The organism is Pseudomonas sp. SWRI179 (genome assembly GCF_014268705.1).
Taxonomy (GTDB): domain Bacteria; phylum Pseudomonadota; class Gammaproteobacteria; order Pseudomonadales; family Pseudomonadaceae; genus Aquipseudomonas; species Aquipseudomonas zanjanensis.
On the sequence record NZ_JABWRA010000019.1, the window covers coordinates 41,963 to 67,037 of the forward strand.

Below are 25,075 nucleotides of genomic sequence, written 5' to 3' on the forward strand. Positions count from 1 at the left end.
GGTCAGTGCCGGGTCCTTATGGGTTGGTGCCTGACCCACACATCGCCACTGCACAGGTCGAAGATGATGCTGCGGTGGCCAGTGCTGCCCATGTCTTGGGCGATCAGGTCGAGGCGATAGAGGGCGGCCATTTCCAGCGCGGCGTTGACGTTGAGCCGCGCCACATCGCCGTAGGGCACGTGGCGTTGCAGCTCGGGGAACATCTCGCCGCCGCCGAACAGCTTGAGTTGGTAGTCTTCGGGGTCGGTGCGATGGGCCCTGGCCTGGCGGATGAACAGTTCGATGGCTTCGTCGGCGTAGAGGCCGTTCAGTGCGGTGGAGCAGCGCACCCGACTGGGCAGCATGAAATGGCACATACCGCCGATTTTGCGTTCCGGATGCCACAGCGTGATCGCCACGCAAGAACCGAGGATCGTGCGCAGGCGGGTCGGACAGGTGGCGAAGCGAAATTCCCCGGGCGCCAGGTACACCTCGGCCACATCCCTGATGGCGGCACTCATGGTTTGCGGTAGATCGAGGGCGCCACCAGTTTCAATGCATCGGACACGCCGTTGAGGCTTTCCGAGTGGCTGACGATGAAATAGCCGCCGGGCTTGAGCCGGGGGAGCAGGCGGGCAACCACTTTGCTTTTGGTGGGCTGGTCGAAATAGATCATGACGTTGCGCAGGAAGATCACGTCGAACTCACCCAGCTCCGGCAAGGTGTCGTTGAGGTTGACCTGGATGAAGTTGACTCGGCTGCGCAACGCCCGGTCGATGAGGAACGTGCCTTGCTGGCTGCCGGTGCCCTTGAGGCAGTATTTCACCAGCAGCGGCTGGGGCAGGGTGCGGGCACGTTCCATCGGGTAATGTCCGGAGCGCGCCTTGGCCAGCACCTGACTGCTGATGTCCGAACCAATGACTTCCCAAGGCGTGGTGCCGAGCCCTTCGGCGAGGGTCATGGCCAGGCTGTAGGGTTCTTCCCCCGATGAGCTGGCCGCGCTCCACAGGCGGAAGGTCTTGCCGGGCGTGGCGTGGGGCAGTACGTGTTGGCGCAGGAAGTCGAAATGCTTGGGCTCGCGGAAAAAATAGGTCTCGTTGGTCGTCAGCAGGTCCAGCGCTACCTGCAGTTCATCGGTGCGCTGGCCGTTCATGATCAGCTTGAAATACTCGCCGTAGCTGTCCAGCCCATAGTGCTTGAGGCGCTTGAACAAACGCCCGGCCACCAGGGCTTTCTTGGCCTCGGACAGGCTGATGCCGGCGGCTTGGTACAGCCAGGACTGGAACTGGCCGAACTCTCGGTCGGTAAGCGCCTGAGCGTTCAGCGTGCGCTCCTTGCAGGTATCGGCGTTCACGGGGCATCCACTTCCAGCGCGTTCGGGCTGGCTTCGGCGAGTTGGGACATTTCGTCGATGGACAGCACGCGGTCCACCTCCAGCACGATGACGAACTTGCCATCGACCTTGGCCATGCCACTGATGAAGTCGGCACGGATCTTCGCACCGAAGCTCGGTGGCGGCTCGATCTGCGAGGCCGGGATTTCCAGCACCGCCGACACAGTGTCCACCAGCAAGCCGATGTCCTGGGCGAGGCCGTCGGCGCTGGACGCTTCGATGATCACCACGCACGAACGCCGGCTGATTGCCGAATTCGGCCGGCCGAAACGGGCCGACAAATCCACCACCGGCACCACCGCGCCCCGCAGGTTGATCACCCCGCGCACGAAGGCCGGCATCATCGGCACCACGGTGAGGTTGCCGTACTCGATGATTTCCTTGATGCACAGGATGCCGATGGCAAACATCTCCGTGCCCAGCATGAACGTCAGGTATTGCGCTTCTTCCTCGACCGCGAGGGCGGTTTGACGTGTGGTCGCGATGGCGCCCATTGCCTTTTCTCCTTTAAGCAAACCTGTGGAACCGGGCCATCAGAACCGGGTGAAGTCCGATTCGTTGAGCTCGTGGGCCGTGTTGTAGGCATACACCGGGGGCTTGACCGGAGCAGGTGCCCGCGCCGGTTTGCGGCTGGACGGACCTGGGGTGTTATCGACCCTGGCAACTTGCACGGCAGACTTGGGCGGCGTGTCCAAGGTGAAGAAACTCATGGCCTGTTGCAGTTGCTCGGCCTGGCTGCTCATTTCCTCGGCGGTGGCGGCCAGTTCTTCGCTGCTGGAGGCGTTTTGCTGGGTCACCTGGTTGAGCTGGGTCATGGCGGTGTTGATCTGCGCCACGCCGGCGGCCTGTTCCTCGGAGGCGGCGCTGATTTCCTGCACCAGGTCCGAAGTCTTGTTGATGGAGGGGACCATCTCGTTTAGCAGGTTCCCGGCCTTTTCCGCCATGTCGACGCTGCTGGAGGACAGCTCGCCGATTTCCTGGGCGGCCACCTGGCTGCGTTCGGCCAGCTTGCGTACTTCGGCGGCGACCACCGCGAAGCCTTTGCCATGCTCGCCGGCACGGGCGGCTTCGATGGCGGCGTTGAGCGCCAACAGGTTGGTCTGGTAGGCGATGTCGTCGATGATGCTGATGCGCTGGGCGATTTTTTTCATCGCCACCACGGTCTGCTGCACCGACTCGCCGCCGTCGGTGGCTTCCTTGGCGGCCTTGCTGGCCATGCCGTCGGTCACCTTGGCGTTCTCGGTGTTCTGGTTGATGCTGGCGCTCATCTGTTCGATGGAGGCACTGGTTTCCTCGACGCTGGCCGCCTGTTCGCTGGTGGCCTGGCTCATCGACTGCGCGGTGGCGCTGACTTCTTCGGAGGCGCTGGCCAGGTTGTCCGCGGCGTTACGCACTTCGCCGATGATGTGCGAGAGCTTGCCGACCATGTTCTGCATGGCGTTGAGCACCATGCCGGTTTCGTCCTTGGAGCCGCCTTCGATTTTTGCGTTCAGGTTGCCTTCGGCCAATTGTTCGGCGACAACCGCCGCCTGTTTCAAAGGGCGGGAGATGATGCGCGAGATGAACAGCGCCAGGCCCACGCCCACCAGCAGGGCGGCAACCAGCACGGCGATGATCGACAGGCGTGCGTTTTCATACAGCTTGGTGCCGTGTGCACTGGCGACATCAGCGCCAGCCGCGTTGAGCTCGACCAGTTTTTGCAGGTCGCCGGTCACCAGGTCGAACCGACGCTTGGACTCGCCCTTGAGCATCGCATTGGCCTGCTCGGTCAGGTTCTGCCGCGACAATGCGAGCAGGTCTTTGCTGATCGCCAGATAGGCGGCCCAGTCGTTGCGGGTGGTGTCGAATACCTGCCGATCTTCAGCGCTGGAGAGCAGTTTTTCGTAAGTGTCCAGGCGCGTGTCGAAGGCTTTCCTGGCTTCCTCGGCTTCTTGCTCGAGGGTGACGCGCTCTTGCTCGGAATCGGCGGCAATGTGGCGATTTTCCTTGAGGCGATAGCTCGCCGCGTAGAAACGCATGCCCGAGGCGGCGCGCATGGACGGCATCCAGTTTTCGCGGATGTCGAGGGCGGTGTGGTTCACCTGGCCCAGTTGAATGATCGAGAACACCCCCATGACGGCGGTCAGCGCCAGCACCACAAGAAATGAAGTGATCAGTTTGGTGGCGATTCTAAGGTCGTAGAACCATTTCATTGGGAAGTACCTCTCCATGGAATTGCTAAAGCGTCAGCGAGCGTTGGCTTGTTGTAATTGAGTCGGGTTGTAACGGTTTTCTGTCTGGGCGATCTGCGTGAGCAGGGCCGGTACGTCGAGAATCAACGCCACGGCGCCACTGCCCAGGATGGTCGAGCCACTGATGCCGCGAAGGGCGCCAAACAGTTTGCCCAGGGGCTTGATCACGGTCTGGAATTCACCCAGCAAGTCATCCACCACCAGCCCGGCCTTGAGTTCGGCGTAGCGCACCACCACCACGTTCTGCCGACGCGCGGGCGGGCCTTCATGGTTGAAGTGATCGCGCAGGTAGACCAAGGGCAGCACCTCGCCGCGCAGGTCGAGGTAGCCTTGTTCGCGGCTGGCGAGCCCATCGTCTTCGCTCAGTTCGATGCATTCCTGGACCATGTCCAGCGGAATGACATAGGTCGACTGACCGATGCCCACCAGGAATCCATTGATGATCGCCAGGGTCAGCGGCAGGCGGATGCGCACCACCGTGCCCCTGCCGGGCTGGCTGTCGAGGTCGACGGTGCCGCGCAGCAGGGTGATGTTGCGCTTGACCACGTCCATGCCCACGCCACGCCCCGACAGGTTGGTCACGGCCTGGGCGGTGGAGAAGCCGGGTTCGAAAATCAGGTTGTAGATCTCCTGGTCGGTGGGGCTGGCACCCTGGGGCACCAGGCCACGTTCCTGGGCTTTTTCCAGGATCCGGTCGCGGTTCAGGCCGGCGCCGTCGTCGGCGATTTCCAGCACGATGCTGCCGGAGTCGTGGTACGCATTGAGGTGCAGGTGCCCCTTGGCCGGTTTGCCGGCGGCCAGGCGGGCCTCGGCGGTTTCGATGCCGTGGTCCATGGCGTTGCGCAGCAGGTGCATGAGTGGGTCGCCGATTTTTTCCACCACGGTCTTGTCCAGCTCGGTCTCGGCGCCGCTGATGATCAGGTCGATGTCCTTGCCCAGCTCCTGGCTGACATCGCGCACCACCCGACGGAAGCGATTGAAGGTTTCGCCGATGGGGATCATGCGCAGGCGCAGGGCGCCGTCGAGGATTTCTTCCACCAGCCCGGAGACTGACGAAGTGGCTTCCTGCAACGGGTCGTTGTGGCAGGTGCGGGCCAGCAGGCTCGCACCGGCGCTGGCGATGACCAGTTCGCCCACCAGGTTGATCAACTCGTCGAGCTTGTCGGCATTGACCCGCACGTAGGTGCCGTCCTTGCCCTTGCTGTCGCTGGTCACCGGTTGTTTGTCGGGGGCGATCTGGGCGGGCATGCGCGGCGTCTTGCGCTGGTCGCCGAGCAACTCGCCGGTGGCGACCAACGCGGTGTTTTCCTCGGGCGGCTCCGGCGAGGTCGTGACCAGGCCAGTGTTTCCCTGTGGCGCGGCGGCGTCATCGATGGCAACGATGTCGATTTCGCAGTCTTCCCGGACGAAGTCGAACACTTCGTTGATCGCGCCGTGACTCGCGGCCGAGCGAAACGCGATGTCGAAGCCCAGGTAACAGGACTCGGCGTCCCAGGCCTCGGCGGCGGGCAGGGCGTCGGTCAGGGTGGCGATGTCGACGATTTCACCCAGGGTTTGCAGGTAGCGCAGGAACGACAGCGGGTCCATGCCGTTGCGGAACACGTCCTGGCCGAAGCGCAGGGAGATGTGCCAGAGACGCGTTTCGCCGGGTTCGCTGGGGTTGGTTTCAGGGGCTGGTGTCGGGGCCGCGGCGGGCGAGGGCGCCTGGTACTCCTGCAGGATCTGGCACAGCTCCACTTCCCGTTGCAGGGCCGGCGGCGGCAGCGTTCCGCCCTGGTTGGCGGCCACGTTGATCAGTTCCAGCATGTGATCGCTGGACTTGAGCAGCACCGCGATCAGGCCGGCGTCCACCTCGACGCTGCCGTTGCGCAGGCGATCGAGCACGTCTTCGACGATGTGGGTGAAACTGACGATCGGTTCCAGGCCGAACAGCCCGGCCGAGCCCTTGATCGTGTGGGCCGCCCGGAAAATCGCGCCAATGGCGTCATCGTCACCGGGGTCGGTTTCCAGTTGCAGCAGCGACTCTTCCATCGCTTGCAACTGTTCCCGTGCCTCGACGATGAAGGTCTGTTGTGCCTGATCGAGATTGATGCTCACGCTCATATCCTTTGTCGTGTCCAACGTCCCTAGGCAACCAGGTTGCACAGGGCAAGTGTTTCGGTGACGGCCTTGCTTTGGCCGGTCAGGCTCAGTTGAGTCCCGGCCCTGGAGGCCTCGCGCTGTACCATCAACAGCAGTTGCAGGCCGGCGCCGTCCATCTCGGTGATCTGCGACAGATCCAGGGCCATCCGCGGTGTTGCACCCAGGTGCGGCAACCATTGCGCGGCCAGTTCGGCCGCGGTGTAGATCGTCAGCTCGCCGTCGATGCGCACCTGGGCGGTGTCATCGGTTGTTTCGTAGTGCAACGGCATCTAAGCCTCCGGCCATCAAGGAAGAATCAGCTTGGAGACCGCCGCCAGCATCTGCGCCGGCTGGAACGGCTTGACCACCCAGGCTTTGGCCCCAGCGGCCTGGCCTTCCTGTTTCTTCGATTCCTGGGATTCGGTGGTGAGCATGATGATCGGCGTGAACTTGTAGCTGGCCAGCTTCTTGACCTCCTTGACGAAGGTGATGCCGTCCATGTTGGGCATGTTCACGTCGCTGATGATCAGGTGCACTTTCTGGCCGTTGAGCTTGCCCAGGGCGTCCCTGCCATCGCTGGCTTCGATCACGTCGTAGCCGGCACTTTTCAACGCGATGCCGACCACCTGCCGAACGCTCGCGGAGTCGTCGACAACCAATACACTTTTAGCCATGAACGGCTCTCCTAAAAGAAGGTAATTTCCTGTGAAGTCTGTTGCGCGCTCGAGTCGCCGTGGTGATTGCGGCGTTGCTCGTCGGTGGCGTAAGTGGTTTCCATGCGCGCCAGCCATTGGCGGGCGTCGATGGAGACGGCCTGTTCGGGCGACTGACTGGCCTGCTGCAAATGCACATGCAGGTCCTCGATGTTGTCGCGCACGTGGCTGAGAATCTGGCTGACCCGGTCCTGGAATTGCAGGCTGACCAGCACCTCGGTGAGCTCATCGCGAATGCCGAAGCTTTCCCGTTGCAGCATGTCGGCCGAGTCGGCCAGCCGGCCGGTGACACTCTTGAAGCGCTCCAGCACTTGCTGGATGCTCTGCTCGGAGGCGCTGACGGAATGGCTGTCCTGGTCGGCACCGCTGGACGCGGCATGGACCAGTTGGGTGATGGCGGTGTTGATGATGTCGACCTTGGCCGACATCTGCTGGCCGGTCTCGCTGGACTTGCTCGACAGGCTGCGCACGGCGTCGGCCACCACGGCAAAGCCACGCCCGGCTTCGCCGGCACGGGCGGCTTCAATGGCGGCGTTGAGGGCCAGCAGGTTGGTCTGCGCGGCAATCGCCGCGACGTCGGCGGCCATGGTCCGCAGCTCGCCGGTATAGGCCGTCAGGTTGCGCACCTGGGCCAGGGTTTCGTCGCGGCTGGCCTGGGTGGCCTTCAGGGAATCGATGACCTTGACCAGTTCGCCTTCGCTCTGGGCCAGCACCTGCACAGCGCCGCCACTGCTCTGCCCGGCCAGTTCACCGGCGGCCAGTTGCGAGGCTTGCACGGTGTCTTCCAGGCGCGACGAAATGCCGGTGAAGCGGCTGGTCAGGGAGACGATCGCGGTTTCGGTCTGCTGCCGGGAGCTTTCGACTTGCTTGGCCCAGATCGGCATGGCACCGAGAATGACTTCGTTGAATTGTGCGTGGGTTTTATGAGCCTGGTGCTCGCTGCCTTGCAGGTCGTGGTCGGCCATGGCGGCGGCGAGGGCGCTGTCGAACTGCTGGCGTTGTACGCGCGCTCCCCATATGCCACTAACCACGCCCAAGGCCAGGATCGCCACGCTCAAGCCAATGTTCGATGCACTCGCGCCATTGAGCGCGAGCACGCCAACGCTCGCGGCAATGGCCACCAGCACGGCACTCCAGAGGATGCGCGGTTGTGGTCGGGAAAGGGAATGACCGTGAGAATACGACGTCATGGTTCGGTCCTTGAACAGTGTTGCGGACAGGTTATTTGCGAATAACTGGTTATCTGCGACCCTTACTCGGACTTTAAGACCGGCTGTCCGATTCCGATATTGCCGTAGGCATTGGCCTACCCAGTACGTGGCACTGTGCCTTCAGATTAGACGCTGTCTGGGAAATGTCGAATGGCCCCGACGAAGGTATGAACCCCATTGGCGAGATAGCGGGTGCGCGGGGCTTTTGTGGCGAGGGAGCTTGCTCCCGCTGGAGCGCGAAGCGGTCCCAAAAGCGGCAGGCGAGGTCAGCCTGATACACGGCGTGTCCAGGTTTCGGGGCCGCTGCGCAGCCCAGCGGGAGCAAGCTCCCTCGCCACAAGAGCCGCAAGAGCCACAAGAGCCACAAGAGCCACAAGAGCAGCCTGCGCCGAATCTTCTGAAACGAGTTGTATGGATTGAGCTAAATTACCGGCACCCGGATTTTCAAACCTGCCATCAGAGCCCCCATGCCCACCCAGCCTCTCTGGAAAACCTATCTCCTGTTCCTGCTTCCCATGGTCCTGTCCAACTTCCTGCAGTCCATGTCCGGCACGCTCAACAGCATCTACATCGGCCAGATGCTGGGGACCCAGGCGTTGGCAGCGGTGTCGGGCATGTTTCCCATCGTGTTTTTCTTTATCGCGTTGGTGATCGGCCTCGGCGCGGGGGCCGGGGTGTTGATCGGGCAGGCCTACGGCGCCGGCGAAACCGGCACGGTGAAGGCGATTGCCGGGGCGACCTTATTGCTGGGGGCGATCATCGGCCTGGCGGCGGCGGTGCTTGGCAGTGTCTTTGCGCGACAGGCGTTGCAGGGGCTCGGCACGCCGGCCGATGTGCTGGAGGACGCCGTTTCCTACGCCCGGGTCATGCTGTGGATCTTGCCGATGTTGCTGGTATTCGTGCTGTTCACCCAACTGCTGCGCGGGGTGAGCGATACGGTGTCACCGATGTTGGCGCTGCTGGTGTCCACCAGTGTCGGGCTGCTGCTCACGCCGGCGTTGATTCGCGGCTGGCTGGGTTTGCCGCAGATGGGCATCCAGAGCGCGGCATGGGCGGGGCTGGTGGGGACGACGTCGGCGATGCTGATGCTGGCGTGGCGCCTGAATCGTCGCGAGCATGCCCTGGCGCCGGACCGTGCGTTGTTCGCGGCGATGCGCCTGGACAAGGACATCCTCGGCAAAGTGCTGCGCATTGGCCTGCCCACAGGGTTGCAGATGGTGGTGATCTCGCTGTCGGAGTTGGTGATCCTCGCGCTGGTCAATCGCCACGGTTCCGAGGCCACGGCGGCCTACGGCGCGGTGACGCAGATCGTCAACTACGTGCAGTTCCCGGCGCTGTCGATTGCCATCACCGCCTCGATCCTCGGCGCCCAGGCCATCGGTGCCGGACGCCTGGAGCGCCTGGGGCCGATCCTGCGCACGGGGCTGGCGATCAACCTCTGGCTCACCGGTGGGCTGGTGCTGCTGGGCTATCTGTTGTCCCACTGGCTGTTGGGGCTGTTCATCACTGACCCGACGGCGCGGATCCAGGCCGAACACCTGTTGCATATCATGCTTTGGAGCTTGCTGTTGTTCGGTTTCCAGGCAATCGTTGGCGGGATCATGCGCGCCAGCGGCACGGTGCTGGCGCCGGTCGCCATCTCGATCTTCTGCATCGTCGCCGTGCAAGTGCCGGCGGCGTATCTGTTGGACGCCCGCTTCGGGTTGCAAGGGGTGTGGATGGCGTTCCCGGTGGCTTACCTGAGCATGCTGCTGTTGCAGACGCTGTACTACAAGCGGGTGTGGCAGCATCAGCCGATCGAGCGGTTGGTGTAGATCGCTGCTGTGTGACACAACTCAAATCCAAATGTGGGAGCGGGCTTGCTCGCGAATGCGGTGTTGCATTCAACAACAACATTGACTGATCCACCGCCTTCGCGAGCAAGCCCGCTCCCACAGGTTCGGGGCATAGCGATGTTACAGTGGCCGTCATGCGCCCCTTCATCATTGAGGATCCGATGCCTGTCACTCTGCGCTCCAACATCGCCTACCGCGCCTTCCTGTTCGACATGGACGGCACGCTGCTCAATTCCATCGCCGCCGCCGAACGGATCTGGACACGCTGGGCCCTGCGCCATGGCGTGGACGTGGCGGCGTTCCTGCCGACCATCCATGGCGTGCGCGCTATCGACACCATTGCCCGACAGCACCTGCCAGGGGTGGATGCCCAGGCGGAAGCCGAGCAGATTACCCGTGAGGAAATCGAAGATGTCGAGGGGGTGGTCCAGGTGCCCGGTGCGCAGGCCTTTCTGAACAGCCTGCCGCCAGAGCGCTGGGCAATCGTCACCTCAGCGCCCATGGCATTGGCCTTGCGCCGCATGGAAGCCGCCGGAATCCCGCGTCCTTTGGTCATGGTCACGGCCGAAGACGTCAGCGACGGCAAGCCCAACCCCGCCTGCTATCGCTTGGCCGCCGAGCGCCTGCAAGTGACGCCCCAGGAATGCCTGGTCTTTGAAGACGCCGAGGCGGGCATCCGGGCAGGCGAGGCCGCCGAGGCGGATGTGCTGGTGGTGACGGCAACCCATACGCACCCGGTGGTGACCCTTCATCCGCAGATCAAGGATTACCTTGGGCTAGGCCTTGAAGTGGATGAAGCCGGGCTGATGCGACTGACCCCTCTTTCGTAATCTCAGCAGATCCCCTTTATGGATGCGAGCCTGGGGGCAAACCTGTGGGAGCAAAGCTTGCTCGCGATAGCGTCATCACAGACAACACCTCTGTTGGCTTTAAGCCGCTATCGCGAGCAAGCTTTGCTCCCACCTTGGACCTGCAGTGGTCTTTGAACCGGTCAGGTCACCACGCGATAGCACGGCACATACGCCGCGCCGCCCGGCAGTTTCATGCGGTGCTGGGCGACGAAGGCCTGGAGCAGGCGGTCGAGGGGTTCCATGATGGCGGGGTCGCCGTGGATTTCGTAAGGACCGTGTTCCTCGATCAGGCGGATGCCCTTGTCCTTGACGTTACCGGCCACGATTCCCGAAAACGCCCGGCGCAGGTTGGCGGCCAATTCGTGGGCCGGCAGGTCGCGGCTCAGGCCCAGGCTGGCCATGTTGGCGTGGGTCGGGTCGAACGGGCGCTGGAAGCCCTCGTCGATCTTCAGCAGCCAGTTGAAGTGGAAGGCGTCGTTGCGCTCGCGGCGGAATTGCTTGACCTCCTTGAGCCCCTGGGTCATCTGCCGGGCCACTTCGGCCGGGTCGTCGATGATGATCTGATAGTGCTTCTGCGCCGCCTCGCCCAGGGTGGCACCGACAAACGCGTGCAACTGGTCAAGGTACGGCGCGGCGCTTTTCGGCCCGGTGAGCACCACTGGGAAGGGCAGGTCCTGGTTGGCCGGGTGCATCAGGATACCCAGCAGGTAGAGGAACTCTTCCGCCGTGCCGGCGCCGCCCGGGAAGATGATGATGCCGTGGCCGACCCGCACGAAGGCTTCCAGGCGTTTCTCGATGTCCGGCAGGATCACCAGCTCGTTGACGATCGGGTTCGGTGCCTCGGCGGCGATGATGCCCGGCTCCGTCAGGCCCAGGTAGCGCCCGCCATGGATGCGCTGCTTGGCGTGGGCGATGGTGGCGCCTTTCATCGGGCCTTTCATCACGCCCGGGCCGCAGCCGGTGCAGATGTCCAGGCTGCGCAGGCCCAGTTCGTGGCCGACCTTCTTGGTGTATTTGTATTCTTCGGTGTTGATCGAATGACCGCCCCAGCACACGACAATTTTCGGCTCGACACCCGGGCGCAGGGTGCGGGCGTTGCGCAGCAGGTGGAACACGTAGTCGCTGATGCCCTGGGACGAGCTGAGGTCGATGCGCTGGCTGTCCAGCTCGTTCTCGGTGTAGACGATGTCGCGCAAGGCGCTGAACAGCATCTCGCGGGTGCTGGCGATCATTTCACCGTCGACGAACGCATCGGCTGGCGCGTTCAGCAGCTCCAGGCGCACGCCCCGGTCCTGCTGGTGGATGCGGATCTCGAAGTCCTTGTAGGCTTCCAGGATGGTCTTGGCGTTATCGACATGGGCGCCGGTATTGAGGATGGCCAGGGCGCACTGGCGGAAGAGGTCGTAGATGCTGCCGGAGCCGGCTTCGCTCAGTTGTTGCACTTCGCGCTGGGACAAGGTTTCCAGGCTGCCTTTCGGGCTTACCGAAGCGTTGATTACATGTCTTTGAGTCATTCAGCTTTCCTTGAAAACGATGCCATGCACACAACGACGGCATCTTGAAAAAAACGTCCACACCGAAAGATCGCACGATCCTTGCGCCATCGCCATGGACTTCGATCCTCGCCCGGCGAGTCGGTAGCGATACAAAATGAGCCCCAGCATAGCTAAATCGACCGGGCAGGCGATAATGCGTGACTCTTTTGATGCCGTACAAGGAAATTGCGCCACGATGTTCGAGATCAAACCGTGGGATGGCGATACCTACCGCAGGCAGACCCGCCGCAGCACCCTGATCATCGCGGTGGTGTTCCTGGCCCTGGCGATGCTGCTGTCCAGCCTGGCCGTGATGCTGTTGGGTACGCCCGGAGGCGATAACTTTCGCTTCAACCTGGGCGGAGTGATTGTCGCCGTGTTGGCGATGGCGGTGCTGATGCGCCAGTATTTCTGGTCGCAGCCGTGGATGGCCGCCGCGGTGTACGGCTGGCAACTCAAGCGCAGCCTGATGAAAGTCACCAACGTGATGCACCAGGTGACCGCCGGTGTGCAGGCCCAGGACCCCGCCGCCATGAAGCTGCTGCGCTTCTATCACCTGGGGCTGGCGCAGATGCATCAGCTGGACGCCAACTCCAGCGCCCAGGGTTCCCTGGCACGAGAGGCCGACGCGCATCTGGCGAAGATGCAGGCGTTGGGCCTGGACACTGAACAGTCGCGCCTGGACCCGAGCTGGATCGAGACGGTGAAGCAAGTCCATAGCGCCGGTTGATCGCAGAGGTTGCCGATGCGCGCCATTCGTCGGTAGGTCGCCAGGAAAATCAAACCCGCCCCCGGCACTGTCTTTCTCATGAACAGTCATGAAAAGGAGCGATGACATGCCTGATCGAAGCGTTTATGGCGCCTGGACACTGCTTTGGGCGACGGCTTTGGGATTGACCGGTTGCGCGGGCGGCACGAGCGGCTCGCCCGTCGATGCGCCGGGCGCTGCGAAGACCCCGACCACCGCGACGCTGGAAACCGGGGCGCGGCTCATGCAGGACAAACCGCCGTTGCGGGCCCTGGACACCTACCTCGATGGTTTTCATTTCTATAACGGGCGGATGTCCGGGCAAATGGAAGCGCATCACTACTGCACGGCGCTGAACGAGGAAGTCTTTCAGTGCGCGATCTTCGACGGCAACACCGCCAGCGCCAAGCTGATGGGCGTCGAGTACATCATCAGCAAGCGTTTGTTCGAAGGGTTGCCAGCCAGTGAAAAACAGCTGTGGCACAGCCATGTGCATGAGGTGAAATCCGGACAATTGATCGCACCGGGGATCCCCCAGGCTGCGGAAACCCGGCTGATGGAAAACCTGGTCGGCACCTATGGCAAGACCTGGCACACCTGGCATACCGAACAGGGCAACGCACTGCCTTACGGAGTGCCTCAGTTGATGATGGGGTTCACGGCCGACGGGCAGATCAGCTCACGGCTGGTACGCGAGCGGGACGGTCGGATGGGCATCGACAGCGAAGCGAAAAAGCGGGCCCGAGCGGGTATTGAAGCGCCGGCGATCGATCCCGGTGCGGACGCCTGGCAGAAAGGGCAGGTGTGGCAAATCAAGGATCCGACAGGGGATCACGCCCATTAAAAGGTTGTCGAAATTCCGCTTTTTTGTGGCGAGGGAGCTTGCTCCCGCTGGGCTGCGCAGCAGTCCCATTAACCCTCAGGCATATCACTGACCGAGTTGAGCAATAGAGGGGGGCTGCTTTGCAGCCCAGCGGGAGCAAGCTCCCTCGCCACAGGGTATTCGGAGTAATAAAGGGAGTAAGTGCGTTTCGGAATAGTTTGAACTACGGCTGTTTGAAATGCCCCGGCACACCATGTTCTTCTTCGTTGGGCCGGGTTTTTTTCTGAACTTGGACATCGCTGAGTTCAACATCCTTGAGTTCACTGAACGTCGCCCTCAAGAGTGCTTCGGCTTCGTCGGCACTCAATGTCTCGGTGCTCGCCTGCACCACACGATTGTCAGGTTGGTTGTTGCTGATGAAACTGATGATGAATCGATCCTGGTTGCTCATGGGCGGCCTCGCTGCGGTTAAGCGCCAGGGCGCAGCAGTACTGCGCCCCGACGGTTTTCCAGGTTACGATTTCCTGCCGCCGCCATGGCTGCGTTCGCCACCTTTGCGGCCGGCTTCAGAGGCTTTTTCCCGGTCATTTGCAAAATTGCCGCCCGAAGCGTGTCCGCCTTTCTTGCCGGCTTCCGAAGCTTTCTCACGGTCATTTGCGAAATTACCTGGGTTCTTGTTTCCGGTGTTAGCCATTTTGAGAATCCTCATTTTGGTTAAGCGAGCAAAAACTGCCTCGCCTAACTGTGAAAGAAAATTCCCGAGGGAAGTTTAAAGAAAACGTTTCGTTGGCGACGAACGGTAATCAGCTTGATAAACACAGGGAAAAAGTTATACAGCCGCTTCGCTTGGAAGTTGTACAAGATTGCCGCTTTTAATTGAAAATCCAACGAACATGTTATTTGTTAATGCCATTGTTTAATCTTCACCACCACTGACTTTCCAATGCTTGGCTTGCGCAGGGAACACCACTTGTTCGACCCGGTGGGCGATGCCAAAGGCCAGGGAATTCTCGGCCGGAATCACCCGTTCCTCGGCGCACAGGCACTTGAAGATATCCAATTGGGTCGCCGCGCCGGCGGTTTCCTTGACGTAGATCTCCACGTACCGCGCCACATCGTTGTCCAGGCTGGACAGGTACTCGCGCAAGCGTGAGTGGTCCACGGATTTCTGGCCGAAATACCAGTTCATCGGATGAATCAGGAAGCGCGAATGCGGAGTGGTGGTGCGGTCGCTGGCGGCCAGGAACATGACGATGCCCATCGACTCGATATTGCCAGCATTGACTGCACGCACCGGCACCGGGAGGGACTTGATGAAGGTATACAGCGTAAAACCGAAGTTGGTGCTGCCGCCGACGGTGGAGAGGTTGAGCATCAGTGAGTCGGCGCCTTGCTCGATGGCCTCCAGGCAGTTGTCGCGAAAGCGTTCCGTGGTTCCCTGGTCGATCTGGCAATGAAAATGGACGATGTGTTCGGACATCTGAAACTCCTGTCGATTTCACCCTTTTTGAATACCTGCGCAGTGGTCGTGCCCTACAGTTGGGAGTCCGGTGGTCTGCCGATGTTCCGCCGCCTTGACTCGCCGCGGGTCCATTGCGTTAACCCGATTGCGCCTGTTCGCAGGCCTCGGCCGCTTGGGTCATACGCTTCAAGAATAGCGCCAGTCCGGCTTCTTCTTCGCTGAGGCCTTTGCGGGCCCGGGGTTTGGGCAAGGCCTTCAGGGCGCCGAGCAGGAAACCTTCCACCACTGCGGGGTGGATGTAGCATTTACGACAGACGGTCGGCGTGTTGCCCAGCTGTCGGGAGACCTGCCTGACCATCTCGGTGACGTGTTTCTTGGCTTCGGTCTCGGTTTCCCAACGCAGCGCCCGCAGCCCGGCCAGCGCCGCTGCGCTGCCGGCCCAGGTGCGGTAGTCCTTGGCGGTGAAATCGGCGCCGGTCAGCGTCTTGAGGTAGGCGTTGATGTCCGAGGAGCTGATGGAGTGGCGCTCGCCATGTTCGTCCAGGTACTGGAACAGGTTCTGCCCGGGGATCTCCTGGCAGCGCTTGATGATCCGCGCCAGGCGCCGGTCCTTCACGGTGATCTGGTGCTCGACGCCGCTCTTGCCACGGAACTGGAAGGCGATGGCGCTGCCGTTGACCTCGACATGTTTGTTGCGCAGGGTGGTCAGGCCGTAGGAGCGATTGGCGCGAGCGTATTGGGGGTTGCCGACGCGAATCAGGGTCACGTCCAGCAGGGTGATGACCGTGGCCAGCACTTTGTCCCGGCTGAAGCCGGGCGTGGCGAGGATTTCTTCCAGGCGTTTGCGCAAGCGTGGCAGGGCGCGTCCGAACTCCAGCATCCGCGAATACTTGTCCGCGTCGCGCACCTCACGCCAGCGCGCATGGTAGCGATATTGCTTGCGCCCGCGGGCATCGCGCCCGGTGGCCTGGAGATGACCACGGGGGTCGGTGCAAATCCAGACATCGGTGTAGGCCGGCGGCACCGCCAGGGCGTTGATGCGCTGGATCTCGGCGGCGTCGGTGATGCGTTGGCCCTGCGGGTCGAAATAACAGAATTTGCCCCGGAGCTTCTTGCGGGTGATGCCCGGGGCCGTGTCATCGACATAATGCAGGTCGGCCGGCAGTGCATCCGGCGGCAGGGTGTCGGGCATGAAAGAAGTCCTTGGCAACGAATCCGGTGGCCTGTGAATTCATTGACCGCAGCCCGTTGCGGTCGTGCCAAGATTTTGAGGTCCCCCCAAACCTGTGGGAGCGGGCTTGCTCGCGAAAGCGGTGGGTCAGCCAGCAAAAGTATTGAATGTGCCGTCGCCTTCGCGAGCAAGCCCGCTCCCACAATAGAGTGGTGTGGCTCGATACCCTAAGCCAACACCGCCACCGCCTTGATCTGCGCCCACAACACCTGCCCCGGGTGCAGCTTCAACTGGTCGCGGGAGTAGCGAGTAATGCGCGCCAGCAGCGGGGTGCCGGCCGCTTCCAGGCGGATCAGCACATGGGCGGCGTTGTCGGCGGCCTGTTCGCTGATCACGGTGACCGGCAGGCGGTTGAGAATGCTGGTCTGGGCATCGTTCGCCAGGCTGAGGCTGACATCCCGGGCCTGGACCTTGAAGCGCAGCGATTGGCCGAGGGCCAATGAAGTATGGGCCACGCGAACGTTCAGTTGGCTGTCGGGCAGGTTCAAGGTCAGCAATTGATACGCCGGGTCATAGCCGCTGACCTTGCCTTCGATCACCACCCCGGCGTCATCCCCCAAGGCCAATGGCAGGTCGAGCCGGGCCAGGGTTTCCCCGATGGGGCCGCTGGCCTGGGCGCGACCAGCGTCGAGCAGCACGATGTGATCGGCCAGGCGCGCCACTTCGTCCTGGGAATGGCTGACGTACAGCACCGGGATGTCCAGCTCATCGTGGAGCCGTTGCAGATAAGGCAGGATCTCGTTTTTACGTCGGGTGTCGAGGGCCGCCAGCGGCTCATCCATCAGCAACAGTCGCGGGCTGGTGAGCAAGGCGCGGGCGATGCCCACCCGTTGGCGTTCGCCGCCGGAGAGGTTGTGCGGCTGCCGATCGAGCAAGTGCCCGATGCCCAGCAGGTCGGTGGCCTGGTCCATGTCCACCCGCCGTTGTGCCGGTGCAATGCGCTTGAGGCCGAATGCCAGGTTGGCCCGCACCGACAGATGGGCAAACAGGCTCGCCTCTTGGAACACGTACCCCACGGGACGCTTGTGGGGCGGCACGAACACACCGTGCTCAGTGTCCTGCCACACCTGGCCGTTGACCTCGATAAACCCCTGGGCCGGCCGTTCCAACCCGGCAATGCAGCGCAGGCAGGTGGTCTTGCCGGAGCCGGAAGGCCCATACAAGGCTGTCACGCCACGGCCCGGCAGTTGCACATCCAGGTCCAGGGAAAACGCCCCATGGTCGAGCTGCAAACGCGCGTGAATCATCGATCAGCTCCAGCCAGCGCGGGCTCGGCGGCTGGAGTACAGCGCCAGCAGCACGAGGAATGAAAACACCAGCATCGCCGCCGCCAGCCAGTGGGCCTGGGCATACTCCAGGGCTTCGACATGGTCATAGATCTGCACCGACACCACCCGGGTTTTCTCCGGGATGTTGCCGCCGATCATCAGCACCACGCCGAATTCGCCAACGGTGTGGGCGAAACCGAGGATCGCCGCGGTGATGAAACCGGGGCGGGCCAGGGGCAGGATCACGCTGAAAAACGTGTCCCAGGGCCCGGCCCGCAGGGTGGCGGCGACTTCCAGGGGGCGACTGCCGATGGCGGCGAAGGCGTTCTGCAACGGCTGCACCACGAACGGCATGGAATAGATCACCGAGCCGATCACCAACCCGGTAAAACTGAAGGTGAGGGTGCCCAACCCGAGGGCTTGGGTGAACTGGCCGATCCAGCCGTTCGGCCCCAACGCCAGCAATAAATAGAAGCCGATCACCGTGGGCGGCAGCACCAATGGCAACGCCACCACCGCACCCACCGGCCCGCGCAGCCAGGAGCGGGTGCGCGACAGCCACAAGGCGATGGGCGTGCCGATGAGCAGCAGGATCACCGTGGTCAGGGACGCCAGTTTCAGGGTCAGCCAGATGGCGGCGTAATCGGCGCTGGTCAGGGGCATTTAGCGTTGGTAACCGTAGGTCTGGATGATGGCGGCGGCTTTTGGACCTTTAAGGTAATCCACCAGGGCGGCGGCGGCGGGGTTGTCCCGGCCTTTGTCGAGGATCACCGCGTCCTGTTTGATCGGGTCGTGCAGGTCGGCAGGGACGATCCATGCCGAACCGCTCGTGACTTTGCCGTCCTTGTACACCTGGGACAAGGCGACGAAGCCCAGTTCAGCGTTACCGGTGGAGACGAACTGATAGGCCTGGGTGATGTTCTGGCCTTCGACCAGTTTGCCTTTGACCTGGGCGTTCAAGCCGAGCTTGTCCAGCACCTGGGTCGCGGCCAGGCCATAGGGCGCGGTTTTCGGGTTGGCGATGGACAGGTGTTGGAAATCGGCGTGCTGGAGGACTTGGCCCTTGTTGTCGACATAACCGGCCTTGGCCGACCACAGCGCCAGGGTGCCGACAGCGTAGGTGAAACGCGAGCCCTTGACGGTGTCGCCTTCGCTTTCGAGCCTGGCCGGGGTGGTGTCATCGGCGGCGAGGAACACTTCGAACGGCGCGCCGTTCTTGATCTGCGTGTAGAACTGCCCGGTGGCGCCGTACGCTGCTACCAGTTTATGCCCGGTGTCTTTTTCGAAATCGGCGGCGATGGCCTGGATCGGCGCGGTGAAATTGGCAGCGACCGCCACCTGCACCTCGGCGGCGTGGACGGCACCAATCGTCATGAACGGGAACAGTAACGGCGCGAAGTGGGTGAGGCGCATGGGTGAGGCTCCGGGGCAGATTCGCTGTATACCGGAATATATAGCGAATGACCGACAAACGGAACGCGGCATTTTGCCTGGGGTAGTGGGGGCAAGGGCTGGCCCCATCGCGAGCAGGCTCGCTCCCACACGAGGCCTGGGGTGAGAGCCGGATTTTTGTCCACCCCAGAACTCTGTGGGAGCGGGCTTGCTCGCGAAGACGGCGGCACATTCAACTCCGTTGCTAACTGACCCACCGCTTTCGCGAGCAAGCCCGCTCCCACAGGTACAGTGGCGTCACCCAATGTCGTGGTTGCCAGCAGTCCCCTGTGGGAGCGAGCCTGCTCGCGATGGCGTTCTAACGGGCGATGACGGCCATCAGGACCGACCAAACCGATTGAGCTGAGCCTGCGTCTCTTCAGCCAACCGCCGCGTCAACTCGGCCGCCGGCAACTCGCGGCCCAGAGGGAAGGCCTGGCCGGCCCAGAGGTTGCTGAAGTCCGCTTCGCCCTTGGCCCGCAGCGGCATCAACGCGCCGCCGGCCAGGGGGAACGCTGGGGCCAGCGGACTCATCGGGCCCACTTCGCGCATCACCCGGTTGACGATGCCCCGGGCCGGACGGCCGGTGAACAGGTTGGTGACCGCGGTCTGGCTTTCCTTGGCCGTGCGCAACGCCCGGTGATGGGACGCGCTGATCTTCGCCTCGGGCGTGAACAGATAGGCGCTGCCCAATTGCACCGCCGAGGCACCGAGGGCGAACGCCGCGACAATTCCCCGCGCATCGCCAATGCCACCGGTGGCGATCACCGGCACCTTCACCGCATCCACCACCTGCGGCAACAAGGCAAACAGCCCGACCTGGGTGTTGAGGTCGTCGCTGAGGAACATTCCGCGATGCCCCCCGGCTTCATAACCCATGGCAATGATCGCGTCGCAACCGTGCTGTTCAAGCCAGATGGCTTCCTCGACGGTGGTGGCCGAAGAAAGGATCTTCGCCCCGGTGGCCTTGACCCGGTCCAGCAGGGATTTTTCCGGCAGACCGAAGTGGAAACTCACCACTTTGGGACGGATCTCCTCCAGCACCCGGCAGGCTGCATCATCGAAAGGCGTGCGGTTGGACACCGGCGTCGGTGCGTCGAAGTCGACGCCCAGTTCCTCGTAGTAGGGCTTGAGCCGTTGCTTCCAGGCCTCGGCCCGTTGTTCGTCGAAGGCCGGTGGCTGGTGAGAGAAGAAATTCACATTGAACGGCTTGTCGGTCTGCTCGCGGATGGTCGTCAGCGCCTGGCGCAGTTGTTCGACATCGAGCATCGCCGCTGGCATCGAACCCAACCCGCCGGCATTGCAGGTCGCGACCACCATGGCCGGCCCGGTCACCCCGGCCAACGGCCCCTGGATGATGGGCAGCTCGATACCGAGCAAGTCAAGAATGCGAGTGTCTGGCCACTGGCTCATGTACGGGTCTCCGACGGCAGAAGGAAACAGCGTTTTTAACAGGTGTGGGCCGGCGACGGCCAGTCGAGTTTTTCAATCGAGTGCTTGCCGCTTGATCCCGACGCCGTGAGGGTTACCATGCGGGCTTCATACATCAAGGAGCCTGACCCATGGATGTGAAACTCAAGACTGTCGAACCCTTCACCGTGGCCGGTTTGCAGGTGCGCACCCGCAACGCCGACGAGCAGCATCCCGACACGGCGAGGATCGGCCCGATGTGGCAACGATTCTTCACCGAAGGGTTGTTCGACACGATTCCGGCCCGGCAGTCGGAGTCGTTCGTCTACGGTGTCTATTCCCATTACGAGTCCGACGCCACCGGCCACTTCGACGTAACGGCCGGGGTGCAGGTGGATGCGACCAGCGCAGGCTACCCCGCCGTGGACATCGAGGGCGGGGATTACCTGGTGTTTTCGGCCAAGGGGCCGATGCCCGATTGCGTGATCCAGACCTGGGGCTTGATCTGGGCGTACTTCGCCGATAACCCCCAGACGCTGCGCCGTTTCACCACCGATTTCGAGGTCTACAGTGGCCCCGAATCGGTGGCGATCTACATCGGCATTCAATCCCCGGACGAGCGTTCCAGCGCCAGCAACTGACGCTTGCGCTCCACGCCCCAGCGATAGCCCGACAGGTTGCCGTCGCTGCGCACCACCCGGTGGCAAGGGATCGCCACTGCCAGGCTGTTGGCGCCACAGGCTTGGGCCACGGCGCGCACGGCCTTGGGCATGCCGATGCGCTGGGCGATCTCGGCGTAGCTGGCGGTGCTGCCGGCGGGGATGTCCCGCAACGCTTGCCAGACTCGCTCCTGGAAGGCGGTGCCGCGCAGGTCCAAGGGCAGGTCCAGGCCCAAGGCGGGAGCTTCGATGAAGCCCACCACTTGGGCGATCAACTGCTCGAACTCCCGGTCGGCACCGATGAGGTTGGCCCGGCGGAATTTGTCCTGCAGGTCCCGCACCAGCGCATCTGGATCATCGCCCAGTAGGATCGCGCACACGCCACGCTCGCTTTGCGCCACCAGGATCGCCCCGAGGGAGCACTGGCCGACGGCGAAACGGATGTCGGTGTTCTGCCCGGCGGCGCGGTAGTCGGCGGGCTTCATGCCCAACACCTTGTCGGCGGCCTCATAGAAACGGCTGTTGGAATTGAAACCGGCGTCGTACAGCGCCTCGGTGATGGTGCCGCCATCGGCCAGGCGTTCGCGGACCTTGCGTGAGCGGTGGGCGGCGGCGTAGCCCTTGGGCGTCAGGCCGGTGACGGCCTTGAAGACCCGATGGAAATGAAAGGGACTCAAGCCGGCGCTGTCTGCCAGTTCATTCAGGCCGGGCAGCGCCTCGGCCGCCTCGATCTGCCGGCAGGCCGCCGCGACCCGGGCCGCTTGTTGGGCGGCGACCTGGGTCTGGTCCCGGGCCACGCGCTTGCTGGGCCGGTAGCCGGCGGCCTGGGCCTGTTCCGGCGTGTCGAAGAATTCGACGTTGCGCGGGTTGGGCAGGCGCGACAGGCTGCTGGGGTGGCAGTAGATGCCGGTGGTTTTCACGCCATAGACAAATGTTCCGTCGGCGCGCGGATCGCGGGCGAGCACGGCGGCCCAGCGGGGATCCTGTTCAGGGGCGAGATTGTTTGAAGTGCTGTTCATGGTCGTTATTCCATTGGCCCGTTTTGGCTACATTAGCCAGCCTGCGAGAGGGCGACACTCCGGGTCTTGCGGTTGAATTCTGCACCTTCACCCGGCGGTGCGAAACGTCAGGTTGATCCGCTGGGCGCCCAGGCGCGGGTGCCGTCCTTCCTTGAGCGGCAGCACGCCGTGGTAACGCAAGCGGTCCACGCCGCCCCAGACCACGATGTCGCCATGGAACAGCGGGATGCGCAGGCTCTTGTCGCTGCGCGCGAAGCCGCCGAACTGGAACACCGCCGGCAAGCCCAGGGACATCGAGACGATGGGGGCGTCGAGGGAGCGCTCGTTCTTGTCCTGATGCAGCGACATTCGCGCGCCGGGCACATAGCGGTTGATCAGGCAGGCGTCGGGCTCGAATGCCTCGAACCCCGCCTGGCGGGCGGCGGCCTGGGCCAGTTCGCGAAACACCGTCGGCATGTCGGGCCAGGGGCGGCCGGTCTGCGGGTCATGGGCGGTGTAGCGATAGCCGCTGCGGTCGGTGGTCCAGCCCAGCGCGCCGCAACTGCTCAAGGCCACCGACATGGTAAAGCCGCCGGGCGTGACCATCTGCCGGAACGGCGCAGCTTGCAAGACGCTCTCCAGCGCCGGCAGCAAACGCTCGAGCCAGGGCAGGGCGAACCCGCGCAGCACGAACGTTTGCTGGCCGATTTGTTCGACCTGGCCGGGCGTGGTGGGCGCCTGCTCGGCGAACAGGTCCAAGGTGACCGGTGTGTCGTTATTGCGCATCATGAAAAATGATTCCCAAGGTGTGCCGTCTGCCGCTGCGCACGCAGCTGACGCCATGGCGCATGTTCACCCGATAATAACCGCGAACGCCTTTGACCGGCCGCTGGTGCACGGCAAATACCAGCGCATCGCCCTGTTTCAGATCCATGACCAGGGGCCGCGACTGCATGCGCGGGCGTTGTTCGGTGAGGACAAACTCGCCACCGGTAAAGTCCTGGCCCGGTTCCGACAGCAGGATCGCGACCTGCAAGGGGAACACCTGTTCGCCGTACAGATCCTGGTGCAGGCAGTTGTAGTCCTGGGGGCCATATTGCAGCAACAACGGTGTGGGGCGCGATTGTCCGGCATCGTGACAGCGCTGGATGAAGTCGACGTGTTTGTGGGGGTAGCGCACGTCCAGGCCCATGCATTCATTCCAGCGGTTCGCCAGCGGCACCAGCATGGGGTACAGCGACTGACGCAGCTGTTGGATGAGGTCCGGTAGCGGATAGCGAAAATACTGATACTCGCCGCGCCCGAATCCATGGCGGGCCATGATCACCCGTGAACGAAAAAGGCTGGGTTCTGCGTACAGACCAGCCAGTTGCCGGCATTGCGATGGCGGCAGCAGGTTGCGAATGACTGCACAGCCGTCCTGGTCGAGACTTTGCTCCAGGGTGGGCCAGTCAAGGTTGGTGAGGTGCTGGGGCAGGGAAGACGTAGGGGGCACGATGGCAATCCTTGTTGGAAAGGACTGTTCAGTCTGCGCAGTGCGGCGATGCCGGGCACTCCGATTCTTGCGGTGCACCATTGAGCACAATGCTCTTGTGGCGAGGGAGCTTGCTCCCGCTGGGCGGCGAAGCCGACCCAAAATGACTGATGTGTTCTTGCAGGCAGACCGCGCCAGCAGGTTTTGCGACTGCTGCGCAGCCGAGCGGGAGCGAGCTCCCTCGCCACAAAAGCATCGTGCCGACCCAGTGGCTACAAAAATCAATCAGGATGAGCCATTACAGCGCCTTGCTGACCTTGACCTCGCTGATCACATCGCCGGTCTCGCCGTGCAGTTTTTGCAATGCGGCCCGGGCTTCTTCCTCGGTGCCGGTTTCCAGTTGCGCGAATTCGAAGCGGCGCTCGTCGTTGAGCTTGTACTTGATGACGTATTTGGTCGTCTGGGCCACGGTTTTGCCTTTCTTGAAAGGGCGATGTTCAGCTCAGTTTCGAGCTGGAACGCCGGATGATCTTGATCTTGTGGGTCAGGGTCGGCTTGCGCGTGACGCTGATTGCACGGCGGTTGACGGTGTCGATGGTGATGTTCCAGAAACCGGTGCTCGGCGCCGTGATCCTCGCCGGGAAGGTGTCGAACGCGCCGCCGTGATACGTGTGCCGGCCGCCGTTCTTGAAGCTGCGGAAGTTGGCGTCGTTCATCAAACGGATGTTGCACATTTGCGAGCATTCGATGACGACAATGTCGTCTTCGTTCAGGTGCTCGCGCTGGTGAATGAATTTCATGGGCGCCTCCAGAAGGGCTTTTTCTACAAAATCAAAACGATAGCAAGGGGCAATGAGGCGCAGTTTATCAGCCCCGAGTGTTAATATCCGGCCCGCGCGCCAGGCTTTGTTCATTTATCGCAGGTAGCGGGAAAAAAAAGCGGTGCGGCACCGGAGCAAAACGGTGTTTGCACTGTCGGAGCATCTTTATTGGAGGAAACATATGAAGCGCAGCGTGTGGGTGTTGGCATTGGCCATGAGTGGATGTGCATCGGTATCGGACATCAACCAGACGCCCCCCACCATGAGCGTCATCTCCGGAAAGAAACCCCACGAATATGCCAAGTGCGTGGCCGACAAGCTGGCCAGCAGCCGTGGTTCGCTGCAAATGGAGCCGCACAAGAACGGCGTGCGGCTGATCGTCCCGGGCAAACTGTCGACCCTGCCAGCGGCAGTGTTCGACATTGACGAGCGTTCCAGTGGTAGCAGCATCAAGCTGCATGAAAGCATGTCCAACGTGCCCGTGCGTCCGGGCGATGTGCAGGACGCAGCCAACGCCTGCATTTCCGGCTGAACACCGTCAGCGCCTGACGAGCGGACCGGCCATCGGATAAACTGCTGTCCCTCGACAAAAATGCCGCCACGGTCAACGTTGGCGGCATTGTCATTCATGGAGTCATTCGATGAAACGCGAGCAGGTGCGCGAGCGCCATGCAGAAGGCCTTATCTTTGCCACCCACGTGATCCAGAACCCGGCGAGCCCGGGCGAATGGATCGTGTTCTTCAAGAAAAGCGCCGGGCGCAGTTTTTTCCTGGTGGATGAGCAGGACGAAGTCGAGTCCTTCAGCCAGCTCGATGACCTGGTCGAGACCATACGTGGGCTGGGCATCAAGTTCGCCGAGATTCACATCTGATTTCTTTGC

General features: G+C 62.6%; 28 protein-coding genes and 1 pseudogene. 7 read left to right on the forward strand and 22 right to left on the reverse strand.

The window, feature by feature from the left end; genetic code table 11:
- Positions 1-2: 2 nt before the first annotated feature.
- The 8 genes from cheD to HU767_RS13055 are packed head-to-tail and all read right to left on the reverse strand — an operon-like array spanning position 3 to position 7,627.
- The gene (gene cheD / locus HU767_RS13020) at positions 3-500 is read right to left on the reverse strand and encodes a chemoreceptor glutamine deamidase CheD (protein WP_186709266.1); all 498 of its coding nucleotides are present in this window, start codon (positions 498-500) and stop codon (positions 3-5) included.
- Positions 497-1,333, reverse strand: a complete 837-nt coding sequence (locus HU767_RS13025; RefSeq protein ID WP_186729691.1) for a protein-glutamate O-methyltransferase CheR — start codon at positions 1,331-1,333, stop codon at positions 497-499. Before HU767_RS13025 ends, cheD begins: the two co-directional genes overlap by 4 nt.
- Positions 1,330-1,866 (reverse strand): chemotaxis protein CheW, encoded by a 537-nt coding sequence (locus HU767_RS13030; RefSeq protein WP_186709271.1) that lies wholly within the window; start codon positions 1,864-1,866, stop codon positions 1,330-1,332. Before HU767_RS13030 ends, HU767_RS13025 begins: the two co-directional genes overlap by 4 nt.
- 39 nt (positions 1,867-1,905) lie before the next feature.
- Complete coding sequence (locus HU767_RS13035; RefSeq protein WP_186729692.1) at positions 1,906-3,564, reverse strand: methyl-accepting chemotaxis protein; 1,659 nt, start codon at positions 3,562-3,564, stop codon at positions 1,906-1,908.
- A gap of 33 nt (positions 3,565-3,597) precedes the next feature.
- Positions 3,598-5,700, reverse strand: coding sequence for a chemotaxis protein CheW (locus HU767_RS13040; RefSeq protein WP_186729693.1), 2,103 nt, complete (start codon positions 5,698-5,700; stop codon positions 3,598-3,600).
- Between the two features lie 29 nt (positions 5,701-5,729).
- Positions 5,730-6,014 (reverse strand): STAS domain-containing protein, encoded by a 285-nt coding sequence (locus tag HU767_RS13045; protein ID WP_186729694.1) that lies wholly within the window; start codon positions 6,012-6,014, stop codon positions 5,730-5,732.
- Between the two features lie 15 nt (positions 6,015-6,029).
- A complete protein-coding gene (locus tag HU767_RS13050; RefSeq protein ID WP_186709275.1) occupies positions 6,030-6,398 on the reverse strand; it encodes a response regulator in 369 nt (122 codons plus the stop codon).
- A gap of 11 nt (positions 6,399-6,409) precedes the next feature.
- Entirely contained in the window at positions 6,410-7,627 is a 1,218-nt protein-coding gene (locus HU767_RS13055) for a methyl-accepting chemotaxis protein (RefSeq protein ID WP_186729695.1), read from the reverse strand.
- A gap of 488 nt (positions 7,628-8,115) precedes the next feature.
- On the opposite strand from HU767_RS13055, the gene HU767_RS13060 reads away from it, so the two are divergent.
- A complete protein-coding gene (locus HU767_RS13060) occupies positions 8,116-9,462 on the forward strand; it encodes an MATE family efflux transporter (protein WP_186729696.1) in 1,347 nt (448 codons plus the stop codon).
- Positions 9,463-9,644: 182 nt separating this feature from the next.
- Positions 9,645-10,313 carry an HAD family hydrolase gene (locus HU767_RS13065; RefSeq protein WP_186709278.1) on the forward strand — a complete coding sequence of 223 codons (669 nt, stop codon included), beginning with the start codon at positions 9,645-9,647 and terminating at the stop codon, positions 10,311-10,313.
- Positions 10,314-10,474: 161 nt separating this feature from the next.
- On the opposite strand, the gene ppnN is transcribed toward HU767_RS13065, so the two are convergent.
- The gene (gene ppnN / locus HU767_RS13070; protein WP_053122984.1) at positions 10,475-11,848 is read right to left on the reverse strand and encodes a nucleotide 5'-monophosphate nucleosidase PpnN; all 1,374 of its coding nucleotides are present in this window, start codon (positions 11,846-11,848) and stop codon (positions 10,475-10,477) included.
- Between the two features lie 217 nt (positions 11,849-12,065).
- Here ppnN and HU767_RS13075 point away from each other — a divergent pair, with 217 nt between their 5' ends.
- Together HU767_RS13075 and HU767_RS13080 are read left to right on the forward strand one after the other, a co-directional pair.
- Complete coding sequence (locus tag HU767_RS13075; protein WP_186729697.1) at positions 12,066-12,599, forward strand: DUF3087 family protein; 534 nt, start codon at positions 12,066-12,068, stop codon at positions 12,597-12,599.
- A 106-nt stretch (positions 12,600-12,705) separates the two neighbouring features.
- Positions 12,706-13,461: an OBAP family protein gene (locus HU767_RS13080; RefSeq protein ID WP_186729698.1), complete on the forward strand. Its 756-nt coding sequence runs from the start codon at positions 12,706-12,708 to the stop codon at positions 13,459-13,461.
- A 202-nt stretch (positions 13,462-13,663) separates the two neighbouring features.
- On the opposite strand, the gene HU767_RS13085 is transcribed toward HU767_RS13080, so the two are convergent.
- From HU767_RS13085 to HU767_RS13120, 8 genes and pseudogenes are all read right to left on the reverse strand, one after another.
- On the reverse strand, positions 13,664-13,891 hold the full coding sequence (locus tag HU767_RS13085; protein WP_186709283.1) for a hypothetical protein: 228 nt from the start codon (positions 13,889-13,891) through the stop codon (positions 13,664-13,666).
- A gap of 63 nt (positions 13,892-13,954) precedes the next feature.
- A pseudogene (locus HU767_RS13090) lies at positions 13,955-14,116 on the reverse strand (general stress protein); the annotation flags it as partial.
- 240 nt (positions 14,117-14,356) lie between these two features.
- Positions 14,357-14,920 carry an ATP-dependent Clp protease proteolytic subunit gene (locus HU767_RS13095; RefSeq protein WP_186709285.1) on the reverse strand — a complete coding sequence of 188 codons (564 nt, stop codon included), beginning with the start codon at positions 14,918-14,920 and terminating at the stop codon, positions 14,357-14,359.
- 118 nt (positions 14,921-15,038) lie between these two features.
- Complete coding sequence (locus tag HU767_RS13100) at positions 15,039-16,094, reverse strand: DNA topoisomerase IB (protein WP_186709287.1); 1,056 nt, start codon at positions 16,092-16,094, stop codon at positions 15,039-15,041.
- Between the two features lie 206 nt (positions 16,095-16,300).
- Positions 16,301-17,380 (reverse strand): molybdenum ABC transporter ATP-binding protein, encoded by a 1,080-nt coding sequence (gene modC / locus HU767_RS13105; protein ID WP_186709289.1) that lies wholly within the window; start codon positions 17,378-17,380, stop codon positions 16,301-16,303.
- A 3-nt stretch (positions 17,381-17,383) separates the two neighbouring features.
- Positions 17,384-18,064 (reverse strand): molybdate ABC transporter permease subunit, encoded by a 681-nt coding sequence (gene modB, locus HU767_RS13110; protein WP_186729699.1) that lies wholly within the window; start codon positions 18,062-18,064, stop codon positions 17,384-17,386.
- Positions 18,065-18,775: a molybdate ABC transporter substrate-binding protein gene (modA, locus tag HU767_RS13115; protein WP_238349465.1), complete on the reverse strand. Its 711-nt coding sequence runs from the start codon at positions 18,773-18,775 to the stop codon at positions 18,065-18,067. It abuts the gene before it with no gap.
- 396 nt (positions 18,776-19,171) lie between these two features.
- A complete protein-coding gene (locus HU767_RS13120; protein WP_186729701.1) occupies positions 19,172-20,245 on the reverse strand; it encodes a nitronate monooxygenase family protein in 1,074 nt (357 codons plus the stop codon).
- A 149-nt stretch (positions 20,246-20,394) separates the two neighbouring features.
- Between HU767_RS13120 and HU767_RS13125 the strand changes: the two genes are divergently transcribed.
- Positions 20,395-20,883 (forward strand): GyrI-like domain-containing protein, encoded by a 489-nt coding sequence (locus tag HU767_RS13125; protein WP_186709297.1) that lies wholly within the window; start codon positions 20,395-20,397, stop codon positions 20,881-20,883.
- On the opposite strand, the gene ada is transcribed toward HU767_RS13125, so the two are convergent.
- The 5 genes from ada to HU767_RS13150 form a co-directional block, all read right to left on the reverse strand.
- Positions 20,847-21,920, reverse strand: coding sequence for a bifunctional DNA-binding transcriptional regulator/O6-methylguanine-DNA methyltransferase Ada (gene ada, locus HU767_RS13130; protein WP_186729702.1), 1,074 nt, complete (start codon positions 21,918-21,920; stop codon positions 20,847-20,849). The two genes, HU767_RS13125 and ada, sit on opposite strands and share 37 nt — an antisense overlap.
- A gap of 87 nt (positions 21,921-22,007) precedes the next feature.
- On the reverse strand, positions 22,008-22,688 hold the full coding sequence (gene alkB, locus HU767_RS13135) for a DNA oxidative demethylase AlkB (protein WP_186729703.1): 681 nt from the start codon (positions 22,686-22,688) through the stop codon (positions 22,008-22,010).
- Entirely contained in the window at positions 22,675-23,394 is a 720-nt protein-coding gene (locus HU767_RS13140; protein WP_186729704.1) for a 2OG-Fe(II) oxygenase, read from the reverse strand. Before HU767_RS13140 ends, alkB begins: the two co-directional genes overlap by 14 nt.
- 277 nt (positions 23,395-23,671) lie before the next feature.
- Positions 23,672-23,842, reverse strand: a complete 171-nt coding sequence (locus HU767_RS13145; RefSeq protein ID WP_186709303.1) for a hypothetical protein — start codon at positions 23,840-23,842, stop codon at positions 23,672-23,674.
- A 28-nt stretch (positions 23,843-23,870) separates the two neighbouring features.
- Complete coding sequence (locus tag HU767_RS13150; RefSeq protein ID WP_003182962.1) at positions 23,871-24,173, reverse strand: DUF1883 domain-containing protein; 303 nt, start codon at positions 24,171-24,173, stop codon at positions 23,871-23,873.
- Between the two features lie 202 nt (positions 24,174-24,375).
- Between HU767_RS13150 and HU767_RS13155 the strand changes: the two genes are divergently transcribed.
- Together HU767_RS13155 and HU767_RS13160 are read left to right on the forward strand one after the other, a co-directional pair.
- On the forward strand, positions 24,376-24,726 hold the full coding sequence (locus tag HU767_RS13155; protein WP_053122953.1) for a hypothetical protein: 351 nt from the start codon (positions 24,376-24,378) through the stop codon (positions 24,724-24,726).
- A 109-nt stretch (positions 24,727-24,835) separates the two neighbouring features.
- Positions 24,836-25,066, forward strand: coding sequence for a hypothetical protein (locus HU767_RS13160; protein ID WP_186709307.1), 231 nt, complete (start codon positions 24,836-24,838; stop codon positions 25,064-25,066).
- Positions 25,067-25,075 lie beyond the last annotated feature (9 nt).

What these genes read in the sequence shown, in the direction of transcription:
- HU767_RS13030 (WP_186709271.1), bottom strand. Translation starts at nt 1,866, where the DNA reads ATGGGCGCCATCGCGACCACACGTCAAACCGCCCTCGCGGTCGAGGAA.
- HU767_RS13155 (WP_053122953.1), top strand. Translation starts at nt 24,376, where the DNA reads ATGAAGCGCAGCGTGTGGGTGTTGGCATTGGCCATGAGTGGATGTGCA.
- HU767_RS13160 (WP_186709307.1), top strand. Translation starts at nt 24,836, where the DNA reads ATGAAACGCGAGCAGGTGCGCGAGCGCCATGCAGAAGGCCTTATCTTT.
- HU767_RS13055 (WP_186729695.1), bottom strand. Translation starts at nt 7,627, where the DNA reads ATGACGTCGTATTCTCACGGTCATTCCCTTTCCCGACCACAACCGCGC.
- HU767_RS13125 (WP_186709297.1), top strand. Translation starts at nt 20,395, where the DNA reads ATGGATGTGAAACTCAAGACTGTCGAACCCTTCACCGTGGCCGGTTTG.
- ppnN (WP_053122984.1), bottom strand. Translation starts at nt 11,848, where the DNA reads ATGACTCAAAGACATGTAATCAACGCTTCGGTAAGCCCGAAAGGCAGC.
- HU767_RS13150 (WP_003182962.1), bottom strand. Translation starts at nt 24,173, where the DNA reads ATGAAATTCATTCACCAGCGCGAGCACCTGAACGAAGACGACATTGTC.
- HU767_RS13095 (WP_186709285.1), bottom strand. Translation starts at nt 14,920, where the DNA reads ATGTCCGAACACATCGTCCATTTTCATTGCCAGATCGACCAGGGAACC.
- modC (WP_186709289.1), bottom strand. Translation starts at nt 17,380, where the DNA reads ATGATTCACGCGCGTTTGCAGCTCGACCATGGGGCGTTTTCCCTGGAC.
- cheD (WP_186709266.1), bottom strand. Translation starts at nt 500, where the DNA reads ATGAGTGCCGCCATCAGGGATGTGGCCGAGGTGTACCTGGCGCCCGGG.
- HU767_RS13050 (WP_186709275.1), bottom strand. Translation starts at nt 6,398, where the DNA reads ATGGCTAAAAGTGTATTGGTTGTCGACGACTCCGCGAGCGTTCGGCAG.
- alkB (WP_186729703.1), bottom strand. Translation starts at nt 22,688, where the DNA reads ATGATGCGCAATAACGACACACCGGTCACCTTGGACCTGTTCGCCGAG.
- modB (WP_186729699.1), bottom strand. Translation starts at nt 18,064, where the DNA reads ATGCCCCTGACCAGCGCCGATTACGCCGCCATCTGGCTGACCCTGAAA.
- HU767_RS13065 (WP_186709278.1), top strand. Translation starts at nt 9,645, where the DNA reads ATGCCTGTCACTCTGCGCTCCAACATCGCCTACCGCGCCTTCCTGTTC.
- HU767_RS13120 (WP_186729701.1), bottom strand. Translation starts at nt 20,245, where the DNA reads ATGAGCCAGTGGCCAGACACTCGCATTCTTGACTTGCTCGGTATCGAG.
- HU767_RS13060 (WP_186729696.1), top strand. Translation starts at nt 8,116, where the DNA reads ATGCCCACCCAGCCTCTCTGGAAAACCTATCTCCTGTTCCTGCTTCCC.
- ada (WP_186729702.1), bottom strand. Translation starts at nt 21,920, where the DNA reads ATGAACAGCACTTCAAACAATCTCGCCCCTGAACAGGATCCCCGCTGG.
- HU767_RS13045 (WP_186729694.1), bottom strand. Translation starts at nt 6,014, where the DNA reads ATGCCGTTGCACTACGAAACAACCGATGACACCGCCCAGGTGCGCATC.
- HU767_RS13035 (WP_186729692.1), bottom strand. Translation starts at nt 3,564, where the DNA reads ATGAAATGGTTCTACGACCTTAGAATCGCCACCAAACTGATCACTTCA.
- HU767_RS13085 (WP_186709283.1), bottom strand. Translation starts at nt 13,891, where the DNA reads ATGAGCAACCAGGATCGATTCATCATCAGTTTCATCAGCAACAACCAA.
- HU767_RS13075 (WP_186729697.1), top strand. Translation starts at nt 12,066, where the DNA reads ATGTTCGAGATCAAACCGTGGGATGGCGATACCTACCGCAGGCAGACC.
- HU767_RS13100 (WP_186709287.1), bottom strand. Translation starts at nt 16,094, where the DNA reads ATGCCCGACACCCTGCCGCCGGATGCACTGCCGGCCGACCTGCATTAT.
- modA (WP_238349465.1), bottom strand. Translation starts at nt 18,775, where the DNA reads ATGACGATTGGTGCCGTCCACGCCGCCGAGGTGCAGGTGGCGGTCGCT.
- HU767_RS13080 (WP_186729698.1), top strand. Translation starts at nt 12,706, where the DNA reads ATGCCTGATCGAAGCGTTTATGGCGCCTGGACACTGCTTTGGGCGACG.